This window comes from Martinezella rhizogenes, from assembly GCF_007002745.1.
GTDB lineage: Bacteria > Pseudomonadota > Alphaproteobacteria > Rhizobiales > Rhizobiaceae > Agrobacterium > Agrobacterium cucumeris.
Genome location: NZ_SGNY01000013.1, coordinates 49,250 through 67,174, shown reverse-complemented (window position 1 = coordinate 67,174; position 17,925 = coordinate 49,250). Strand labels below are relative to the sequence as shown.

Genomic DNA, 17,925 nt, shown 5'->3' with positions numbered 1-17,925 from the left:
GATCAGTCGTGCTACAGGCAACAATGCAGTGGTGGTGAAGGTCCTTTCCTATGGTGCCGGCGCGGGTTCGGCCCATAACGTGCTTGCCTACCAGAGCAAGGAAGAAAAGGCGCTCGATCAGGATGGTCGCGAAGTATCGGATCTAAACCAAGCGGTGCGTTCATGGGAGAGGGATTTCGGCAATCGCAAGGGGAGCAGCGACGTGCTGCGTCTGACTTACGAGCTTGAAAACACCCGCCGGGAAGGCGTAGCCCGCGCACTTGCTTCACTCGCTGCCGACGGTTTCCATAAAGCCGGCGACCCTGCAAGAACTTACGCCTTCAGTGTCAGCGATGGCGTAAACGGGCAAACAAGATTGCATTTCGCCCTGGTAATTGCTCACGAGAAGAAGGACAGGTCGGATCGAAGCAGCAGCAATCGCATTCCAGGAGAACTCGACGTGGCGCATGCGATCGACGGACGCGTGGATCAAGCTCTCCGGAAGGAGGGAATTACGCCGATTTCTCGATACCCCGCTGAGTTTTCTTCAGGTCCAAAGGGGTTAACGGCAACTCTGCACGCCATGCAGCGCAGGGGCGCGGAGGTAACGCTTTCTACGACGACGCATGTCGAGGAGCGTCCAGGCAGGAGCGGACGTTACCTCCATGGCGCTGAGCGGCGCGAAATCACCACTGCGGATCACAAACAGCTGACGGCAGAAGGGAAAGTCGTCGGTGCCCTCATGCAAACCCGTCAGCCGCGAGATTTCATGCACCTGTTGCTGTCAGGACCGGCAACTGTCGATCGCGATCGGCTTGTTTCTGCCGGGCGTGATTTTCTAAGAGAACAATTCGCCGGGCACCGTTATGCCTATGCCGTCCATAATCGCAATGCTCTCGACAAGCATCCACACATGCATGTGATCGTTGCGCTACGAAATTCCAGTGGCAAGATGCTCAATCCGAACATCCGCGACTTTACGGAATGGCGGCTGCGTTTCGCCGACAAGGCACGCGAACGGGGCATCCCGATCGACCGTCAGAAGCGGCTTGAGCGGGCAGGCCCTCCGCCCGTCAAGCGCTGGGAATGGGAAATGTTCCGCCGGATGGGAGCCACGGCCCCAAGCAACGTCGTCGACAAAGTTCTGGCGAAGGTCCGCGATACGCCGACAGCCCCCAGATTGCAGGATGCACAAAAGCGGCTTGATCAGAGCCGGCGCGCAGTTGGGCTCATTCTGAAAATGTTGGACGAGATAGGGAAGAATCGGTCTGCGCCCAGCACGGCGCGCGAACTTAGCCAGGACCTGTCGATAGGCCTCCAACATGAATACCGGCGGCTTGAGACAGCGGTCCGCGCCGGTCGTGACCCAACAAACGAGAAAGGAGAAGAGCACATGCTGAGATCGACACCTATCAGCGCTGCCCAGGCGAAGGCTGCGAAGGAGACACTGGCGAACACCGCAGTGAGCCTCGCCACCAAGATCGCCAACCCCGCCGATCGACTGATCTTCGAACAGGCGACGAAGATTATTGCGAAGGTCGTTGGGCTGCAGCTTGACTCACGGGTGGTCAAAAACCGCGATCGTGATGCCGCGGGTCAACAGAAAAGCAGCGTGAACAGTTTGGCGACGAAATCGGCAGCCGGCCGCGATCATGTTGCGGAGCAGGGTGTCGTCAACAAGAGTTCGAACAACCGATCGCTTGATCAATCACGCATCGCGCGCTCCAACGCCGAATATGACAGGCCGGAAGCGGATCGGCCAGATCCAAAGCGTGAAAAGCCTCAGCGACAGTCTCACGAGTCACAGAAGTCGATAAAACTTCGTCCGCCTCAGGAAAAGGATCGCGACCGGAGCCGCTGAGTGGATGATACTCATCCTTGTTCATTGCATTTGGCTGACTGGCGGCTCAGTCCCAAAATCCGTTGAATCTCAGTGTTAAGCTGTTGCGCGTTCACGGTCGGGGACCGATTAAAATATTGTCGTTCCATTTCTCTCCAAACCCGGATCGTTCGATCCTCCGGCAATCCAGAATACTGGATAGACGATATGTTGGCGCTGGTTGCCGCAAGCAGCCTAACAGCAGTGCTGGTGACAAATATGGCGTCCTTCTTGTCTACACCATACCACTCAACGGCGTGTAAGATCATCGCGGGGATCAATCCATCCGTACCTCGTTGCGCCTCGTCCGCTTGGGGTATCTTTCGTATTCCTTGCGGAGAAATACCCCATGTCATCCAGAAATCGGGCATCGCGTTCCGGATCTGCAGCAATTTGTCGAGTCTTCCGGTGAGGGCTCCGAATTCTGCCGGGCCGTGAGTGCCGACGTCCATCCCCCTTGCATCCGAGATGAACCCGAACCTTACGCCGATCCGTCGCAGGTGCTGTAGCATTTGGACGAAGTCGTTGCTGATATCACCCAGCATGAAATCCCGAGGCGGATTGTTCCGTCTCAAAAGGGTGCCATCTCGCTCGAAGATGACAAGGCCGATAGACCCAATTCTCCGGAATGCTCTGCCATTGCTATTCATGTCTGATGACCAAAACGTTCAGTACCTTACATTTACAAGGGCAGCGACGCCCTTCCCGACCCGCGCGATTGCCATAGTTCAAGCGGTCAAAAGCACCGGCGTTTCAGGCTCCCGCGCCGCGAATGAACTGCCTGCATACAAGGGCTGAGTAATCTGCAATCTCAACCGCATTTGGCTGCAGACGCGTTGCGAAACCTCGAATGCTCCGCAGCATACCGCAAACCTTCCATAGCCATCGGCACGACCAAGCTCATCAAACTCTGCACCGGCGCGTTTATAGTACCTGCGCATGTGCGGTTCGTAATTCGAGATCAGTGTATCGATGCCATGGTCGAGGGCGACTTCGCATAGCGCAAGGAGAAGCAGGCAAAAAGCACGATCTGGACGCATGTCGGGAAAGTTGCGAGCAACAGTTTCTTCATCGATACACATGCGGGTTCCTTCCCAAATGCCGGGCGCAACGAGATCGCAAGCATTCGGAAATGTCTCGCGAAAGACATCGTAGAGAAGAGTAGGGCCCGTTGTGGGCATAAGTCTGACCGAACCGTAGAGTACCTGCCGGTCATCGCTACACCATATGAGATAGGCAGGGTGGAGTTCGTCGTAGCGATCCCTTTCATACGGGCCAGACACTGACACATCCCAACCGAGTTGGTCCGCAAAAACCCGCTTTCTCAGCCGGAAGGACTGATCGAGGAGGTCGACATGCCTGTGATATTCTTGAGCCTGTAAGAGAAGATACATGTTTGCCTCCATCATTGATGGGAGGCATCATGAGGTTTCCACGAGAAACAATAAATTCCCCACGATGGTACCCTCAATTGGGGGTATTGCCAAAAGGATTGATCAGTCGAAGCTGTATCGCACGCGCGATCGTAAATGTGATCGAACCGCCACCCAGTTTGTGCCGAGCCGACTTGATGTAGGCTCTCGTCGTGTGCTCCGAGAGCTTCAACATGACAGCAATGTCGATGCTGTCTTTCCCAAGAGCAGTCCAATGCAGGCATTCGATTTCACGACTGGATAGCTGTGGGACCGGGTCGTGCTCGCCGTGAAGTTCGAAGATGGCCTTGTGATGGATAAGAACCGCCAAGTCCCGCCATTCATTCCAGAATTGTCTGATGCTTGCACCCCATTCCTCCCCGGCTTTGTGCGAATTGACAGAAAAGAGAGCTCGACGCGCCTTATCGATGATAGGAATGGAGAACCCATTAGGGCCAATCCCGTGATTGTGCGCGTCCAGAAGAAAGCCATAGGCTGAGCTCGGTACTTCGACTTCGCGCCAGTCGAAGGGCATCTGCCGGACGAGGCCTTCACGAAGTATTGGATCGATTTTGACGTAATCGCGCAGTAAGTAGCGAGATACCCATTTGGCGTTGTAGGTGGTGCGCACGAAAGGGGTATCGACAACATCAGCAACCGTCAGCGCCAGATGGTAGGTTACGAAATCGATATCGTAAGCCCGCTGGAACACTGATAGAGCACTTTCGACTGACGGTGCCGCACCGATTTCTCTAAGTATCTTCTCGGAACGATCGAGTTGTTCCACTTCCACCGTCCCCCTCACTTCTATATTAAATAGAAAAAATACTATCACTCACTTGTGATTTTGCTCAACAACTGTCAGCCCGGTTGAATTGGCCGGTTAACCATCGAAACACAACTACGCCATCTTTGCCGACCGGTATGTCGGAGTTTTCGGCTGCCGAATTTGGCGTATGTGCAAAGGCACATAGCCGCAGACCTGACACGGCCTTGAACAAGCTAATCTGTCCTACGAGTGTTCAGCGGGAGACCCGGCCAAAAATAGCCGTCCTTTGTCGGGCGCTTTCCAAAGATCGCTTGGCCTACACGCACGATATCAGCACCCTCCTCTATGGCGATCTCGAAGTCGCTGGTCATCCCCATAGAGAGCAACTCAATGCCACATCCGGGGTACGACCTCTGTAGCCTATCCCGCACCTCCCGCAAGCGCCGGAAGCATCCGCGGACCTCATCTGGACGTCCCTTAAGGATAGCCAGCGTCATCAGTCCCCTCGGCCGCAGCGCCGGAAAGTGGGGTAGCTCAGCGACTAAGGCGGCAACCTCGTCCGGCAGAATGCCGTACTTGCTCGCTTCACCAGAGGTGTTGACCTGCACGAAGACATCGAGCGTGCGTCCAGCCTCAATAAGACGCTCATTCAGGAGACTGGCGAGCCGGAGACTGTCAAGAGCCTGAAATTCGGAGGCAAACGAAACAAGCTGTTTAACTTTGTTGGTCTGGAGGTGACCGATCACACACCACCGCACGCCGAGACCCATCAGTGATTGCGACTTTCCCACGGCCTCTTGTACCTTGTTCTCGCCGAGCGTTGTCATGCCTATATCAATGGCTAAGCGAACAATCTCGGCAGGGAGGGTCTTTGTTACCGGAAGGAGCCGAACCGATGAGCGGGGCCGCCCAACTCGGTCGCAGGCCGCATGTATGCGACTCTCAACGGTTGCCAGATTGTCCATGATACGGCCGCGAGGGTCCAGACCGAAGCGTTCAACGATACTGATTTTGTCAAATCGGTTACTCATACCGCCCTCATCCCGCCAGTAAAACACATCAGCATTCTCAGGATCTCCGTCAAATCTGGCGCCGAATTCTTGTTCAGTGCCGCCGAACCCGGCCAACCGGTCGGCCTGCCCAAACGCGATGGATCGCCAAAGATGGGCAGCACCGCTTCGTCGAGCGCGGCGTGGTCACAGAGGTTTCGTCTGGCATCGTGACCGCCATTAACTAGAATGGCAGTTATGCGATTTGAGTATAGCATAGTCCGGGCTCGGCTAGATTACAGGCGTATCATCTTGATATTTTGATTAAACACCGCCAGATTGGTTGGCTAAAGAGCCAATTTGGAGAAGAATATGGCAACCACTTCGAAACGACGCATCAAGGTGTTGGATATTCCGCTGGCGTTGGATAATACTTCCGGAAACCAGCCGCTTCAGGTTCATGCCGGATTGCGCGCAGCAATCCTTGAAGGCCGGTTGACCGCCGGATGCCGGCTCCCTTCCAGTCGCATCCTGGCGGAGCAACTTGGGATAGGGCGTAATGCGATAGTCGTTGCATATGAACATCTGCAAAGCGACGGGTTAATTGAAACGCGGATAGGGGCCGGGACTTTTGTCGCGCCTCGACTGCCGACGCGAACTGCGACGTCCCCGGCTGTTTCCAGTGGCTTCGCACCGCCTCCCGCCTTGCCGTTTGCGCTTGGTAATGTCGCCCGGGATGATTTCCTAGTGTCGCGTCTGGGAACGGCATTACGACATCGGGTAGTCAAGGCAACGTCGGCCGAAGCCGGCTATGGTGATCCGCGGGGTTTGGAGGCCCTCCGGCAACAGATCGCGACCTCTCTTGCTGCAGGCCGCGGAATCATCTGCGATCCTGGGTGCGTGATGATCGTCAGCGGCACACAGCATGGGCTCAGAATCTGCCTAGAAGCGCTACTTCAACCGGACGATGCCGTCTGGGTCGAGGATCCTGGATATTCTGTCGCGCATCGCGTCATAACGGCCGCAAGGCTCCGAATGACACCCGTACCGGTTGACGGCGAAGGGATAGACGTTGCGGCCGGGCGACGGCAGGACCCTGGCGCTCGCGCTGCTTACGTGACGCCCTCGCACCAGTTTCCGACAGGCGTCGTAATGAGTATGGCCCGCCGCGTAGCACTTCTCGACTGGGCCAGAGCATCGGACGCCTGGTTGCTTGAGGATGACTATGATAGTGAGTTCCGATATGGCGGAATGCCGCTGACTGCGCTAGCGGGCCTCGGCGGTCACGATCGGGTGATCTATTTCGGCACCTTTTCCAAGTCATTATTTCCCGCCTTGCGGGTTGCTTATGTAGTATTGCCACCCACCGTGCTCGATCGCGTAGTCCGCGCTCGCTCTATATATGACCGGTTTCCCGAAAGTTTCATATCAGGTGCCATTGCCGACCTTATGGCCAACGGCATCCTCGCCGATCACACGCGCCGGATGCGGCGACGTTATCAGGCGGCGCGCGACACCGTGGCGTCGGTTCTCCAGTCCACCGCAGGGCATGCATTAAAAATCATGGTTCCACCACAAGGGCTGCATCTTCTGGCCTATCTACCTGAAGATCTCCCGGAAGATGCAGCCGCAATCATACGAGCGGCCGCCGGTGTTGAAACAGTGCTCCTGTCGGAAACGCGGCTAGTTCCCGCACGACATAACGGCTTTATTCTCGGCTTCTCCGGCTATGAACTCTCCGAACTCACGAAAGCATCCGAGATACTCGGGCGAGTAGCTCGGGCTTATGTAGAGAGTGACGGTAAGGTGTTTAGCTAACCCACGCAGCGGAGCCAAAAAATTCAGGTTCAATAGTCAAGATGCCCATGGCCGCAATTTTGCAGATTGTTCGCCATCCCGCTCGATGGCACTGCATCCCTAAAGTGGGTGCTTTAAATAAGCTAAAATTGGCCCTTTTAACGACCACTATTATCCTCAAATATGTGTTCACAAGGTTCATGGAGCAAAATAAATGTCAGACGATACCCTCACCGGATACCCGATCAATGAAATCAACCGAGTGAAACGACGCCATGATCGCGGGTCCTACGACTTTGAAACTGTGCACGCGCTGCTTGATTCCGCAGCGCTCAGCCATGTCTCCTACGTCATCGACGGGCAGCCTTATTGCACACCGACACTGTTCTGGCGAGAAGGCAAGCGGTTGTACTGGCACGGCAGCAGCGCAAGCCGCATGCTGCGTAACTTGTCGGCAGGCGAACCGGCATGCCTAACGGTCACCCATTTGGACAGTCTTGTCCTGGCGCGCTGCGGCTTCAATCATTCCGCAGACTACCGCTCGGTGATGGCTTTTGGCAATGCACGGCTAGTCGAGGACCAGGCAGAAAAGGAGCGGGCCTTGGTCATGATGGTTGATCGCTTTTTCCCCGCGCGCACCGCAATGCTGCGGCAGAGTACCAGGCAGGAGATTAAGGCAACAGCGGTTATCTATATGGATATCGAAAAGGCCTCGGCTAAGATCCGCGCTAAGGGTGTTGCCGATGACGACGACGACTACTTGCTCCCGATCTATGCTGAGCGGCTGCCGGTCCACACTGTGCTCGGCGCTCCAGAGCCGTGTTCCCGTTTGCTGCCGGAGGTGAAGCGCCCCTCGACGCTGACGCCTTTCACCGAAGGTCGGCGTCTCGATGAAGCCCTTCTGGACGCCTACGCGACATCCTATCCGTTGGGCTAACGCCCCGACGTGCTGCACGCGTTAGAACGTCGCAATTGTCAGTGACCAACTGAGATGTCAGTCGGCCCAAACTTGGGTTGATGGGCCCGCTAGACCCAAGCCACCACATTATTTTAGCATACGCAAAGTTGAACCCTGCCCAGATTTCTTTGGCTGGGTACGATTGCACCGCAATGCCCCTGCGGTCTTTGCAATATTACGCATCATGGAAATTTATACTTCCTATGGAGACGAAGATGACAGCCATGACCATTTTGAAAAGCAATGAAGTGGAGGAGGGGCATCTACCCTCAGCCGGGCAGAGGCCAGGAGCGGACAGCGGTGATCCTCAACTTGGCGTGTTGAGGATCGCTCCGAATGCTATGGGCAATGTCGGAATTTGGGAATGCCAGCCTGGCGGGTGGCCGGTGAGAAACCGCGCTGATACTGAAGTCGGTTACATTTTAGCGGGCGTTGCCACGTTGACGGATGCAAGCACCGGAATCACGACGAAAATAACCGCTGGCGACCTTTTCGTGCTGCCGAAAGGGTGGACGGGCCGATGGGACGTAATCGAAACCATCCGCAAGGTTTATACGATTTACTGAGAGATACAAAAGATCGCCATTCAGCGAAGCAGTTTACGAATGCAGGGCTGCGCAAACCGTTGGACCTCAAACTATCGCAGAGATCGCGTTGCACATTTTCAGTCACACAGGGAACCGTGAAGGCTACGCGCGATGGGGGCCAGTTTTTTCACAGCCCACATGCAATCCTCCAGGCGCGGGTGAACAAAATGATAACTTTTGAAATGCGGACGTTGATCGAACGCAATTCCATCGGACTGGTCGCGACTGTGACACCCGATGGTAAACCTGCCGTATCACCCAAGGGAACATGTGTGGTTATTGACGCCACGACGATAATCTTTGGCGACATTCGTTCGCCCAACACGGTTCGAAATATAAAAAGAAATCCAGATGTCGAAATCGTCTACGTAGACGTTTTTAGCCGGAAAGCATGTCGATTGGCGGGGAAAGCAAGGTACATCGAAAAATATTCAACAGAATTCAATAATCATATATCTCATTTTCTAAAATGGGAATCACTTTATTCAAGAATAAAAGGAATTGTATTCGTTACACTACATGAAGCAAAACTATTGCATTCCCCGATTTATGACGATGGCACAGAAGAGGATCATATTAGAGCAGATTGGATCAGATACTATCAGTGTTAAATTTTGGAGGTAGGACAATAACGCCCTATAAACTGCTGGAGCTGGAACACCTTGCCCCATCAGCGGTAGCCGGACTCCCCGCCTGGATCCGTCGAAGCTTTAATCGTTCACTTCTGAACTCAGAAGCGGAACGTTGAAAATCAATGTCCAATTGCTGCGCTTATTTCAATGACGCACTGGAGCGTCCTCGTGCGCTGACAGTGCTAAAGATCGCCTCGCTGGAAACCGTATTCTAAGTGGTTCTGGGTCTGCGAAGGATGACATCATCTCAAACTGCACCGCACGCCTTTTGCCAACGAGGCAAGCGGCCGGCGCACAACAAAGTTATTTACCAGTCATAGCCATGAGAATGAGACTGAGCTCAAGCTATCCGAATTACGGCTCTCTACGCGGGCGCGCGTCACCGTTCAGCAAGCCTCTCTGCAGGGCCGTGCGCTAAGGTCCGATATCGATTGCTCTCGTCCTAGCCAGCTGCAGTCTCCGAGCCCACTGAGAGCACGCATTTCCCTCAGGGTATGATTTGTGTGCGACTGAAGACCTGCCAATTTATCCAACGGATTGAAAGCTCGGTTCTATAAAGCCATTCCGCCTCGGTAACGCCGCGCAAGAGCAGTTGACGACCAGGCTTCACCGACCGGCAAGCATGCTCAAAAGAAAAAGTAAACAGACGGTAGATTTTAATCGTTGGACGCCCCCGGGTACGATGCTTATTGTTTCCATTATAAATCTGCCAACAGACTAGGGGAACTACGATATGCTTAAAAGCTTTAATAACGCCGCATTTTTCGTCGCGATTGTAGCAACCACCGCACCATCTTCAAGCATCGGAGCCTATGCTGCAGATATCACCGTCATGGGCTACCGCGGGGCATTCGAGGACAACTACAAGAAGGCCGTTATCGAGCCCTTCAACAAAATGCACCCCGATATAACCGTGAGCTATTACGGCGTTCTGAATGCCGCGACTTCGCTCGGCAACATGCGTGCGCAGCGAGACGCACCGCAGGTGAATGCCGTGATTTATGACCTTTCGGTAGCAAAGATTGCCAAAGACGAAGGACTTATTGTCGATCTCGACACATCAAAGCTTTCGAATTATCCCGACATCAGCGACATCGGCAAGGATCTCGGCGGGGCCGCCATTCCGCTAACCTACGATACGCTGACGCTGATCTATAATTCGAAGGCTTTCCCGATTGCACCGACCAGCTGGGGAACCCTTTGGGACAAGGCTCAAGCCGGTAAGGTCGTGCTGCCAGCTCAAGGTGGTGGCGACATTCAGGCGATCCTGCTGACGATCATCGCAAACCGCATGGCTGGCGAACACGATTACAAGAACACGATCGATCCGGGTGTGGAAAAGCTGGTGGAATTGGCACCACGCGTCCAGTCCTGGGAACCGAAGCCAGATGCCTACACGCTTGTTGCTAATGGCACCGCCACGGTTTCGATCGGCTGGAACGCCCGTTCGCAGTTCTATATTGATCAGACCGAAGGCCGCATGAGCTCCGTCGGACCGAGCGAAGGCACCGCCTCACAGATCAACGTCGTGAGCGCTATTGAAAAGGCATCCGAACCGGAAGCAACACAGACCTTCATCAACTATGCGATCGGCCCGGAAGCGCAGGCCGCATTTGCGGAAGCGATGTTCTACGCACCGGTGAACACCAAGACGCAGGTGGACGAAGCCACCGCCAAGCGTATTCCGATGATGGACCCGGTCCAGCGCGAAAAGCTGATCCCAGTCGACTGGATGACGATCGGCGAGATGCGCGACGACATCCTGCAGCCATGGCGCCGAAAGATCATCCCGGCCGGTCGCTAAGCCCAAAAATTCCGGGCCGCTCAAGGCCCGGACTCCGCCCACCCTTAGAAAACCCTGCGGCACGCGTCCTCCCACGCGTGATCGAGCACCCACGCCATCGTGACGGGACCTTGGTGCCGTTGCCCTCGACGACCTCACATCCGCAAACGGTGACGACATGCAAACTCAGGAACTGCGCCAGGAAACACCGGCCGCTGAAACCAACTCCGGCGATCAGGCCTTTCTCAAGCTGAAGGGGATCAACAAGCGCTATGGCGCCGATTACATGGCGGTCGACGATCTCGACGTCGATGTGCCGAAGGGCAAGCTGCTCGGCCTTCTCGGCCCTTCCGGCTGCGGCAAAACGACAACGCTGCGCATGATTGCCGGCCTTCTGGACATCACCAGAGGCAAGATCACCATCGACGGCGACGACATTTCCCACAAGCCGCCGCACAAGCGCGATATCGGCCTGGTTTTCCAGAACTACGCGTTGTTTCCGCACATGACGGTGGCGCAGAACGTCGCTTTCGGATTGGAAATGCGCGGCGTTGGCCGCGTCGAAGCCCGCGACCGTGTCGAGGAAGCCCTCGAGATGGTGCGCCTGCCAGGTTACGGCGACCGCAAGCCGAAGGAAATGTCCGGCGGCCAGCAGCAGCGCGTCGCACTTGCCCGCGCGCTCGTCATCCGTCCACGCCTGCTCCTGCTCGACGAACCGCTTTCCAACCTCGACGCCAAACTGCGCGACGACATGCGCATCGAAATCCGCGAGATCCAGAAGCGACTGCAGATCACCACTGTTTTTGTCACCCACGATCAAGTGGAGGCGCTCACCATGTGCGATCTCGTCGGTGTCATGCACAAGGGTAAGCTTGCCCAGCTGGGCACGCCGGAAGACATTTACGAGCGTCCGGAAGATCTGTTCGTCGCCGATTTCGTCGGCCGCACTAATATCCTCGACGGCGAGATCGAAGCGCTCGACCGGGTGCGCATCGGCGCTTCGGTTTACCCCTGCAACACGCGCGGCCTCACCTCTGGCAAGGCGAAAGCCGCCATCCGCCCGCACCGCATCAGTCTGACACCGAGCCGCGACCGTTCGCTTGTCAGTATGGTCACCAACGCCGCGCACGGCAAGGTGACCCGTGTCACCTATATCGGCGACGTCGTGCAATACGACATCGATATCGGTGGCAACACGCTGACTACCGAAGTACACACGGCCAGCGCCGGGCACTGTTTCCAGAGCGGCGAAAAGCTTCTCTGTGAGTGGACGCCGCAGGACATGCAGGTGTTTGGCCAAGGTTCAGGGAGCTGATCCATGGCAGCGATCACCTCATCCGCACCGATTGGAGATGCGCCCGCTCGCCGCAGGAAATTTCCTTTCCTTCTCATCGGCCTGCTTCTGCCCATGGCGATCATCAATTTTGTCGCCTTCGTCCTGCCGGTCATTCGCCTCGGCATGATTTCCTTCATCGAAAGCGGCAGCGGAGGCGTGTTGACCAACAATTACACGCTGGTAAACTACGGCGATTTCTTCACCGACAGCTTTAGCTTCGAACTGGTCTCCAACTCGCTTATCCTCGGTTTCGGCGTCACGCTGATCACACTCTGCTGCGCTTATCCGATCGCGCTTTTCCTGCACCGGGTCTCGCCAAAATGGCGCAACATGCTGTTTGTCATCACCGTCTCGCCGCTTCTCGTCAGCAGCGTGGTGCGCACCTATGGCTGGATGGTTATTCTCGGTGATCAGGGCGTCTTCAACGGCATCCTGATGTCGTCTGGCATCATTGACAGCCCGATGCGCCTCACCAACAACACGCTCGGTGTCTTTATTGGCATGGTCGAGGTGTTGATCCCTTACATGGCACTGTCGCTGATCGCAGGCTTCGGCCGTCTCGAAAACGTCTATGAAGAGGCCGCTGCCTCGCTCGGCGCCAACAGCTGGACGCGCTTCCGCCGCGTGATTCTGCCGTTGACTGCGCCCGGCATCGCGCTCGGCTGCCTGCTCTGCTTCGTGCTGTCGATCAGCTCGTTCATCACGCCAAAACTGCTCGGCGGCGGACGTGTCTTCCTGCTGGCGACCGAGATTTACGACCAGGCCGTCATCCAGCTGGAATGGCCGACGGCTGCTGCAATCTCCGTCATCGTGCTCATCATCTTCGGCCTTGCGCTCGCGGTCTATTCCCGCGTCGTCAAGCGCTTCGATTAAGGAGGAACCCTGACATGATCGGCCAATTGACCATCCCGTTCAGGCTCCTCGTCGCCTGCATCTATCTCTTCCTGCTTGCGCCCATCCTGATCGTGCTGCCGCTGTCCTTCAGCAATGACAGCTACATCACCTTCCCGCCGGAAAGCTGGGGCCTTCGCTGGTATGCCGCGATGTTCTCGCATGCCGGTTTTGCCCAGGCGCTGTGGATCAGCTTTGTCATCGCCGTTACGGTGACGATCCTCGGCCTTGCCGCCGGTGTGCCCGCCGCCTTCGCGATACGCCGCCGCCAGTTCATCGGCCGCGAGTTTCTGCTCAACCTGTTCACGGCACCCCTTCTCCTGCCGTCGATCGTGCTCGGCCTCGCCATCCTTCTGGTCTTCGTGCAGGCACGCCTGCTCGGCACCTATACGGGTTTGATCATCGCCCACCTGATCATCACCACGCCTTATGTGATCCGCATCATGCTGACGGCATTTTCCACCCTGCCGCCATCGGTTGAGGATGCAGCCACGATGCTCGGCGCCTCGCCCTTCACGGTGGTACGCCGCATCACCCTGCCCCTGATGATGCCGGGTTTCATCGCCAGTGCAGCGCTTTCCTTCCTTCTTTCCTTCGACGAAGTGGTGATCTCGCTCTTCATCACCGGGCCGCGCCTGCGCACCCTGCCGGTGGAGATCTTCGACTATGTCGAAAGCCAGACCGATCCGATGACAGCCGCCGTTTCCGTCGTCCTCGTCGGCGCCACCCTTCTCATGATCTTCCTGATCGAACGCACGCTTGGCCTCTCGAAGACCATCGGCAAGTGACTGAAATTGCAATGGAGACTACCCAAATGGATAATATCGCGCTCTGGATGTCGCAGCCGCATTTCGGCTTTCTGGAAATCGCCAAGACCTGCGGCGTCAGCCAGCTTGTCATCGAACTGGAACACGGCACGTTCGATCTCGCCACGCTCGACCAGTTCCTCGCCTTTTCCAAGTCGCTCGGCATTCCGGCCCTGACCAAGGTGATCGCACCGACCACCCAAGCCATCCAGCAGGCCCTCGACTTCGGCTCCGACGGGGTCATCCTGCCGCATATTCTCGGCGTCGATCACGCTCGCGAAGTGACAAAGGCTGCCAAATACCCGCTGCTCGGCATCCGCTCCTATGCCGGTGGCCGCGTGTTCGGTTATGCCCGCCCGTCTTCCGATGCCTTCGAGAAGGAAAACAAGCGGACGAAATGCTACGCGATGATCGAGACGGCCGAGAGCCTTGCCGATGTCGAGAAGATCGCAGCGCTTGAAACGGTCGATGGCCTGTTCCCCGGCCCATCCGATCTGGCACTCGCCTGCGGCCGTGGAGCCTACGCCTTCAACGATGAAGATCGCCGCGACCTTTCCCGTATCGCCAAGGCCGCCCGCGACGCCGGCAAAAAATGGATCATGCCCGCCTGGTCCCCGGCGGAACGCACCTTCGCGCTGGAAGAAGGCGCCGAAATGCTGGTCGTCGCCACCCAGAACATGGCGCTGCGCGCCGGCATCATGTCCACCATCAACGCACTCAAGCAGGAAAAGATCGTCGCCTGAGCGACATCGTATTTGGAGGAATTTTCATGAAAATCAGCCTGATCCAGACCAATCCACAGCAGGACCGCGCAGCCAACCTGAAGATCACCAAAGATCTGATGACGGAAGCGCTGAAGAACGACCAGCCGGACCTGATCGTCCTGCCGGAATATTTCGAAGTCTACGGCACCACGACCGAAGAAAAGCTGTCACTAGCCGAACCGGCCGGTGGTGCCGCCTACACGATGGCGCAGGATTTTGCCCGCGATAACAAGGTGTTTGTCCATGCCGGCACGATCATGGAAAAGGTCGAGGGCGAAAACCGCATCTACAACACCTCCTTCGTTTTCGACCGCGAAGGCAAGGAAGTGGCCGCCTACCGCAAAATCCACATGTTCGACATCGTCGCGCCCGATGGTACGGCTTACAAGGAATCCGCCACCGTCAAGCCGGGCGACGATATCGTCACCTATGACATCGACGGCATGAAGGTCGGTTGCGCCATCTGCTACGATATCCGCTTCTTCGAACTCTTTCTGCAGCTTGAAAAGGCCGGTTGCGACGTCATCGTGCTGCCCGCCGCCTTCACCCTGCAGACCGGCAAGGACCATTGGGAAGTGCTGGCCCGCGCCCGCGCCATCGAAACCCAAACTTATTTTGCCGCCTGCGGCCAGACCGGCAGCGTCACCGTCAATGGTGAAAAGCGCGCCTGCTACGGCCATTCGCTGGTTTGCGATCCGTGGGGCCACACGATTGCCCGCGCCTCCGATCCGGTCGGTTACGTCACTGCCCGCATCGAGCCGAAGGAAATCAAGCGTGTCCGCAACCTCATCCCGATGACCCAGCATCGTCGCCTCGCCTGCGCGTAAACCAAGGAGAATTTGATCATGTACATCATCAAGGACATGCCCGAGCAGATCCCCCAGGAAGATCTCGATCTTCTCTCCGGCGTCGAAACCGCAACCGTCGGCCATTGGCGGCTGATGGGTTTCATGGACCGGCAGATTCAGCCGTTGCTTCCCGGCCGCCGCGTTGTCGGCACCGCCGTGACGCTGGCCATTGCCGGTCCAGACTCGACCCTGCTGCACCACGCCACCGGCCAACTGCGCCCCGGCGACATCATTGTCGTCGATCGTCTCGGCGATGACAAATATGCCTGCTGGGGCGGTGGTGTCACCATCGCGGCCAAGGCATCCGGCGCGGTTGCCGGCATTGTTGACGGCCCCTGCACGGACCTCACGGAAATCCAGGATTCGGATTTTCCTATTTGGTCGCGCGGTCTTTCACCGATCACGACGCGGCTTTACGATCTCGGCGGCGGCTTCAACGTCCCCGTCAGCTGCGGCGGTGCCGTGGTGATGCCGGGCGATGCCATTCTGGCCGATGAAAGCGGCGTTCTTGTCATTCCGCGTGATGAAGTGCGGGCTGTTTCCGAAGAAGCGCTGAATCGTCAGGACACCGGTAAGAAGCACGAGGCCAGCGTGCGCGACAAGGTGCAGAAACTAGGCGACATGACAGGCGCTACCGCCAAGGTTTTGGCGCAGATCGTGTGACACCTCTTTTCACGGTAGTTCAAGGCTGATTACCGGATCGCGGCGAGTTGCCGACATTCCTTGCGACATTGGAAAGAATACGATTCCGCAAAAAAGGAGCTGAAAGCCACTATTGTGTGGATAATGGGCGAGATTGATCCAAGAGCAGCGAGGCGCGTCACGCGATGAATATTCGTTTTCTGGAAACGGTGGTCTGGCTTGCGGAACTAAAGAACTTTCGAGTCACCGCGGACCGGATGAACATCACGCCAGCTGCGATTTCCAACCGCATTTCGGCCATTGAACAGGAACTCGGTGTTCGTCTTTTTGACCGCGACACTCGCGATGTTCATCTCACGCGCGAGGGTAAAGCGTTTGTGTCCGGCGCTCGCGATATTATCGCCCGCTATAATCAACTCGTCAGCGAGATAGCGCCGCCTCTATCCACTGAAGGTACGGTCCGGATCGGGGTTCTCCCAAGCATGGCGATGACAATATTGCCTCGCATAATGGAAGTGCTGCGGACCAGATTCCCCCGCATCAGGATCTACGTTACAACGGATTCGTCTCAGGTCATTTTAGATAAGTTGGAACAGCGGGAAGTAGATATTATCCTTGGATTCCATGGAACTGACGTGAGTCTATATCGGATTACCGAGCTATGCAATTTCGGCATGTTTTGGATCGCAAAAGGAAAATTCAAAGATGCGGATGTTGCGTGGACCCGAAGCGATCTCCTAATGCATCCCATTATTTCCTATGAAGCAGGCACGCGGAACCATCGTCGGTTGATCGAATATCTGCCTGAGAATTCTTTCGAAGACAATGTTATCCACTATTCCAATTCTCTTGGTACGACCATAAATATGGTCGCAGCCGGGATTGGAATCTCTGTCTTGCCGCCAATCGTCATTCAGAATGAGTTGCGAACAGGGCTCCTGAAGGTGTTGAACGTGCAACAAACGTTTCCTCCAACTGAATATTTCGCAGTCTACCTCGCCAACTCCCCATCGCGCCTAGCATCGCTAGTCGCTTCGATCGCCGACGACGCGGCAAGCGAATTTTGCGCTTTATATGATAACGCACTTGCAGCGAAAGCATAGGGTTATGGACTGATGGCCTTAGTGCTGATCGTGGCGGGCAGGCCTATGGGAATGACACTCGCACCGTCACGCTGTGCAACGTAAAACCATTAGGTTGACAATGCCAATCGTTCGAGTCTGAGATTGAACTGCCCTTTCGAACGAGCCCGCAAAAACGAAGACTTAAGCACAGGCTTGAGTACAGACTTATTTCTAACGAGTATTGATTGGTAGCGGCCGCGCAGGCGCGGAACAACCGAGCAAAACCTCGTGTTCTTTTTGTTGGTCACCGAAAAGCAGGAATCCCGTGCCGCTTTCCAAGACCGGCGCCGAATTGCTTTTCGAGTTTATTTCACAACGCGATGAGCGCGGTGCGACGTTAATTGCCAGCAATCTTCCCTTTGACGAATGGACGGAGACGCTCGGGTCAGAGCGCCTGACGGTGCACTGCTCGGTTGTATCACCCACCACGTCAACATCTTGGAGCTGGATGGCGACAGCTACAGTCTCGCACAAAGCCGCGCGCGCCTGAGACCCCGCCTGGCCGGTTTTTACTCCGCCGTTGACACGGAAGGTTTGAGAAACTTCATAATTAGTTCTACCTGCCAGACAGCGTTGACCACGAAATGCTCGGCTTGTCGAGTGTTGCCACTCGCAGATTGGTGTTCGCCGATGCAAATCGTCTAGTCCGCCCACCAGCCGAGGCACCGTTCGCCACTCGGCTTTCTTCGGGATTGACGTGACTACACTGCCTATCTCATGCTTCCGAGC

At 56.2% G+C, this 17,925-nt stretch carries 18 protein-coding genes and 1 pseudogene; 15 read left to right on the top strand and 4 right to left on the bottom strand.

The features are described from left to right. Nucleotides 1-28 precede the first annotated feature (28 nt). A complete protein-coding gene (locus EXN68_RS25880; RefSeq protein ID WP_237681493.1) occupies nucleotides 29-1,840 on the top strand; it encodes a relaxase/mobilization nuclease domain-containing protein in 1,812 nt (603 codons plus the stop codon). Nucleotides 1,841-1,851: 11 nt separating this feature from the next. On the opposite strand, the gene EXN68_RS25875 is transcribed toward EXN68_RS25880, so the two are convergent. The 4 genes from EXN68_RS25875 to EXN68_RS25860 form a co-directional block, all read right to left on the bottom strand. Next, nucleotides 1,852-2,403: a hypothetical protein gene (locus EXN68_RS25875; RefSeq protein ID WP_142843467.1), complete on the bottom strand. Its 552-nt coding sequence runs from the start codon at nucleotides 2,401-2,403 to the stop codon at nucleotides 1,852-1,854. 183 nt (nucleotides 2,404-2,586) lie between these two features. Beyond that, complete coding sequence (locus tag EXN68_RS25870; RefSeq protein ID WP_142843466.1) at nucleotides 2,587-3,252, bottom strand: acyl-homoserine-lactone synthase; 666 nt, start codon at nucleotides 3,250-3,252, stop codon at nucleotides 2,587-2,589. A gap of 73 nt (nucleotides 3,253-3,325) precedes the next feature. Then, nucleotides 3,326-4,057, bottom strand: coding sequence for a helix-turn-helix transcriptional regulator (locus tag EXN68_RS25865; protein ID WP_309546943.1), 732 nt, complete (start codon nucleotides 4,055-4,057; stop codon nucleotides 3,326-3,328). A gap of 215 nt (nucleotides 4,058-4,272) precedes the next feature. After that, nucleotides 4,273-5,004 carry a YggS family pyridoxal phosphate-dependent enzyme gene (locus EXN68_RS25860; RefSeq protein ID WP_237681503.1) on the bottom strand — a complete coding sequence of 244 codons (732 nt, stop codon included), beginning with the start codon at nucleotides 5,002-5,004 and terminating at the stop codon, nucleotides 4,273-4,275. Here EXN68_RS25860 and EXN68_RS27775 point away from each other — a divergent pair. From EXN68_RS27775 to EXN68_RS27840, 14 genes and pseudogenes are all read left to right on the top strand, one after another. Continuing rightward, on the top strand, nucleotides 4,969-5,262 hold the full coding sequence (locus EXN68_RS27775; protein ID WP_193559557.1) for a hypothetical protein: 294 nt from the start codon (nucleotides 4,969-4,971) through the stop codon (nucleotides 5,260-5,262). The genes EXN68_RS25860 and EXN68_RS27775 overlap by 36 nt on opposite strands. A 138-nt stretch (nucleotides 5,263-5,400) precedes the next feature. Continuing rightward, nucleotides 5,401-6,846 (top strand): MocR-like pyridoxine biosynthesis transcription factor PdxR, encoded by a 1,446-nt coding sequence (gene pdxR, locus EXN68_RS25855; RefSeq protein WP_142843464.1) that lies wholly within the window; start codon nucleotides 5,401-5,403, stop codon nucleotides 6,844-6,846. A gap of 193 nt (nucleotides 6,847-7,039) precedes the next feature. Beyond that, nucleotides 7,040-7,762, top strand: a complete 723-nt coding sequence (locus EXN68_RS25850; protein WP_142843463.1) for a pyridoxamine 5'-phosphate oxidase family protein — start codon at nucleotides 7,040-7,042, stop codon at nucleotides 7,760-7,762. 236 nt (nucleotides 7,763-7,998) lie between these two features. Further along, a complete protein-coding gene (locus EXN68_RS25845; RefSeq protein WP_142843462.1) occupies nucleotides 7,999-8,349 on the top strand; it encodes a cupin domain-containing protein in 351 nt (116 codons plus the stop codon). A 188-nt stretch (nucleotides 8,350-8,537) separates the two neighbouring features. After that, nucleotides 8,538-8,981 carry a pyridoxamine 5'-phosphate oxidase family protein gene (locus EXN68_RS25840; protein ID WP_161991484.1) on the top strand — a complete coding sequence of 148 codons (444 nt, stop codon included), beginning with the start codon at nucleotides 8,538-8,540 and terminating at the stop codon, nucleotides 8,979-8,981. 754 nt (nucleotides 8,982-9,735) lie between these two features. After that, a complete protein-coding gene (locus tag EXN68_RS25835; protein ID WP_142843460.1) occupies nucleotides 9,736-10,806 on the top strand; it encodes an extracellular solute-binding protein in 1,071 nt (356 codons plus the stop codon). A gap of 265 nt (nucleotides 10,807-11,071) precedes the next feature. Further along, nucleotides 11,072-12,100 (top strand): ABC transporter ATP-binding protein, encoded by a 1,029-nt coding sequence (locus tag EXN68_RS25830; protein WP_404944535.1) that lies wholly within the window; start codon nucleotides 11,072-11,074, stop codon nucleotides 12,098-12,100. Between the two features lie 3 nt (nucleotides 12,101-12,103). Continuing rightward, entirely contained in the window at nucleotides 12,104-12,994 is an 891-nt protein-coding gene (locus EXN68_RS25825) for an ABC transporter permease (RefSeq protein ID WP_142843458.1), read from the top strand. A gap of 14 nt (nucleotides 12,995-13,008) precedes the next feature. Then, nucleotides 13,009-13,800, top strand: a complete 792-nt coding sequence (locus EXN68_RS25820) for an ABC transporter permease (RefSeq protein WP_142843457.1) — start codon at nucleotides 13,009-13,011, stop codon at nucleotides 13,798-13,800. 26 nt (nucleotides 13,801-13,826) lie between these two features. Beyond that, entirely contained in the window at nucleotides 13,827-14,561 is a 735-nt protein-coding gene (locus EXN68_RS25815; RefSeq protein WP_142843456.1) for an HpcH/HpaI aldolase family protein, read from the top strand. Nucleotides 14,562-14,587: 26 nt separating this feature from the next. Beyond that, nucleotides 14,588-15,409 carry a carbon-nitrogen hydrolase family protein gene (locus EXN68_RS25810; RefSeq protein ID WP_142843455.1) on the top strand — a complete coding sequence of 274 codons (822 nt, stop codon included), beginning with the start codon at nucleotides 14,588-14,590 and terminating at the stop codon, nucleotides 15,407-15,409. Between the two features lie 18 nt (nucleotides 15,410-15,427). Then, nucleotides 15,428-16,093, top strand: coding sequence for an RraA family protein (locus EXN68_RS25805; protein WP_142843454.1), 666 nt, complete (start codon nucleotides 15,428-15,430; stop codon nucleotides 16,091-16,093). Between the two features lie 164 nt (nucleotides 16,094-16,257). Beyond that, nucleotides 16,258-17,175: a LysR family transcriptional regulator gene (locus tag EXN68_RS25800; RefSeq protein ID WP_142843453.1), complete on the top strand. Its 918-nt coding sequence runs from the start codon at nucleotides 16,258-16,260 to the stop codon at nucleotides 17,173-17,175. Nucleotides 17,176-17,461: 286 nt separating this feature from the next. After that, nucleotides 17,462-17,682 (top strand): annotated as a pseudogene (locus EXN68_RS27840) (ATP-binding protein); the annotation flags it as partial. Between the last annotated feature and the right edge of the window lie 243 nt (nucleotides 17,683-17,925).

Coding starts and splice junctions, on each gene's coding strand:
- EXN68_RS25815 (WP_142843456.1), top strand. CDS start 13,827: ATGGATAATATCGCGCTCTGGATGTCGCAGCCGCATTTCGGCTTTCTG.
- EXN68_RS25870 (WP_142843466.1), bottom strand. CDS start 3,252: ATGTATCTTCTCTTACAGGCTCAAGAATATCACAGGCATGTCGACCTC.
- EXN68_RS25825 (WP_142843458.1), top strand. CDS start 12,104: ATGGCAGCGATCACCTCATCCGCACCGATTGGAGATGCGCCCGCTCGC.
- pdxR (WP_142843464.1), top strand. CDS start 5,401: ATGGCAACCACTTCGAAACGACGCATCAAGGTGTTGGATATTCCGCTG.
- EXN68_RS25800 (WP_142843453.1), top strand. CDS start 16,258: ATGAATATTCGTTTTCTGGAAACGGTGGTCTGGCTTGCGGAACTAAAG.
- EXN68_RS25810 (WP_142843455.1), top strand. CDS start 14,588: ATGAAAATCAGCCTGATCCAGACCAATCCACAGCAGGACCGCGCAGCC.
- EXN68_RS25850 (WP_142843463.1), top strand. CDS start 7,040: ATGTCAGACGATACCCTCACCGGATACCCGATCAATGAAATCAACCGA.
- EXN68_RS25860 (WP_237681503.1), bottom strand. CDS start 5,004: ATGGACAATCTGGCAACCGTTGAGAGTCGCATACATGCGGCCTGCGAC.
- EXN68_RS25840 (WP_161991484.1), top strand. CDS start 8,538: ATGATAACTTTTGAAATGCGGACGTTGATCGAACGCAATTCCATCGGA.
- EXN68_RS25875 (WP_142843467.1), bottom strand. CDS start 2,403: ATGCTGGGTGATATCAGCAACGACTTCGTCCAAATGCTACAGCACCTG.
- EXN68_RS27775 (WP_193559557.1), top strand. CDS start 4,969: ATGTATGCGACTCTCAACGGTTGCCAGATTGTCCATGATACGGCCGCG.
- EXN68_RS25830 (WP_404944535.1), top strand. CDS start 11,072: ATGGCGGTCGACGATCTCGACGTCGATGTGCCGAAGGGCAAGCTGCTC.
- EXN68_RS25805 (WP_142843454.1), top strand. CDS start 15,428: ATGTACATCATCAAGGACATGCCCGAGCAGATCCCCCAGGAAGATCTC.
- EXN68_RS25820 (WP_142843457.1), top strand. CDS start 13,009: ATGATCGGCCAATTGACCATCCCGTTCAGGCTCCTCGTCGCCTGCATC.
- EXN68_RS25845 (WP_142843462.1), top strand. CDS start 7,999: ATGACAGCCATGACCATTTTGAAAAGCAATGAAGTGGAGGAGGGGCAT.
- EXN68_RS25835 (WP_142843460.1), top strand. CDS start 9,736: ATGCTTAAAAGCTTTAATAACGCCGCATTTTTCGTCGCGATTGTAGCA.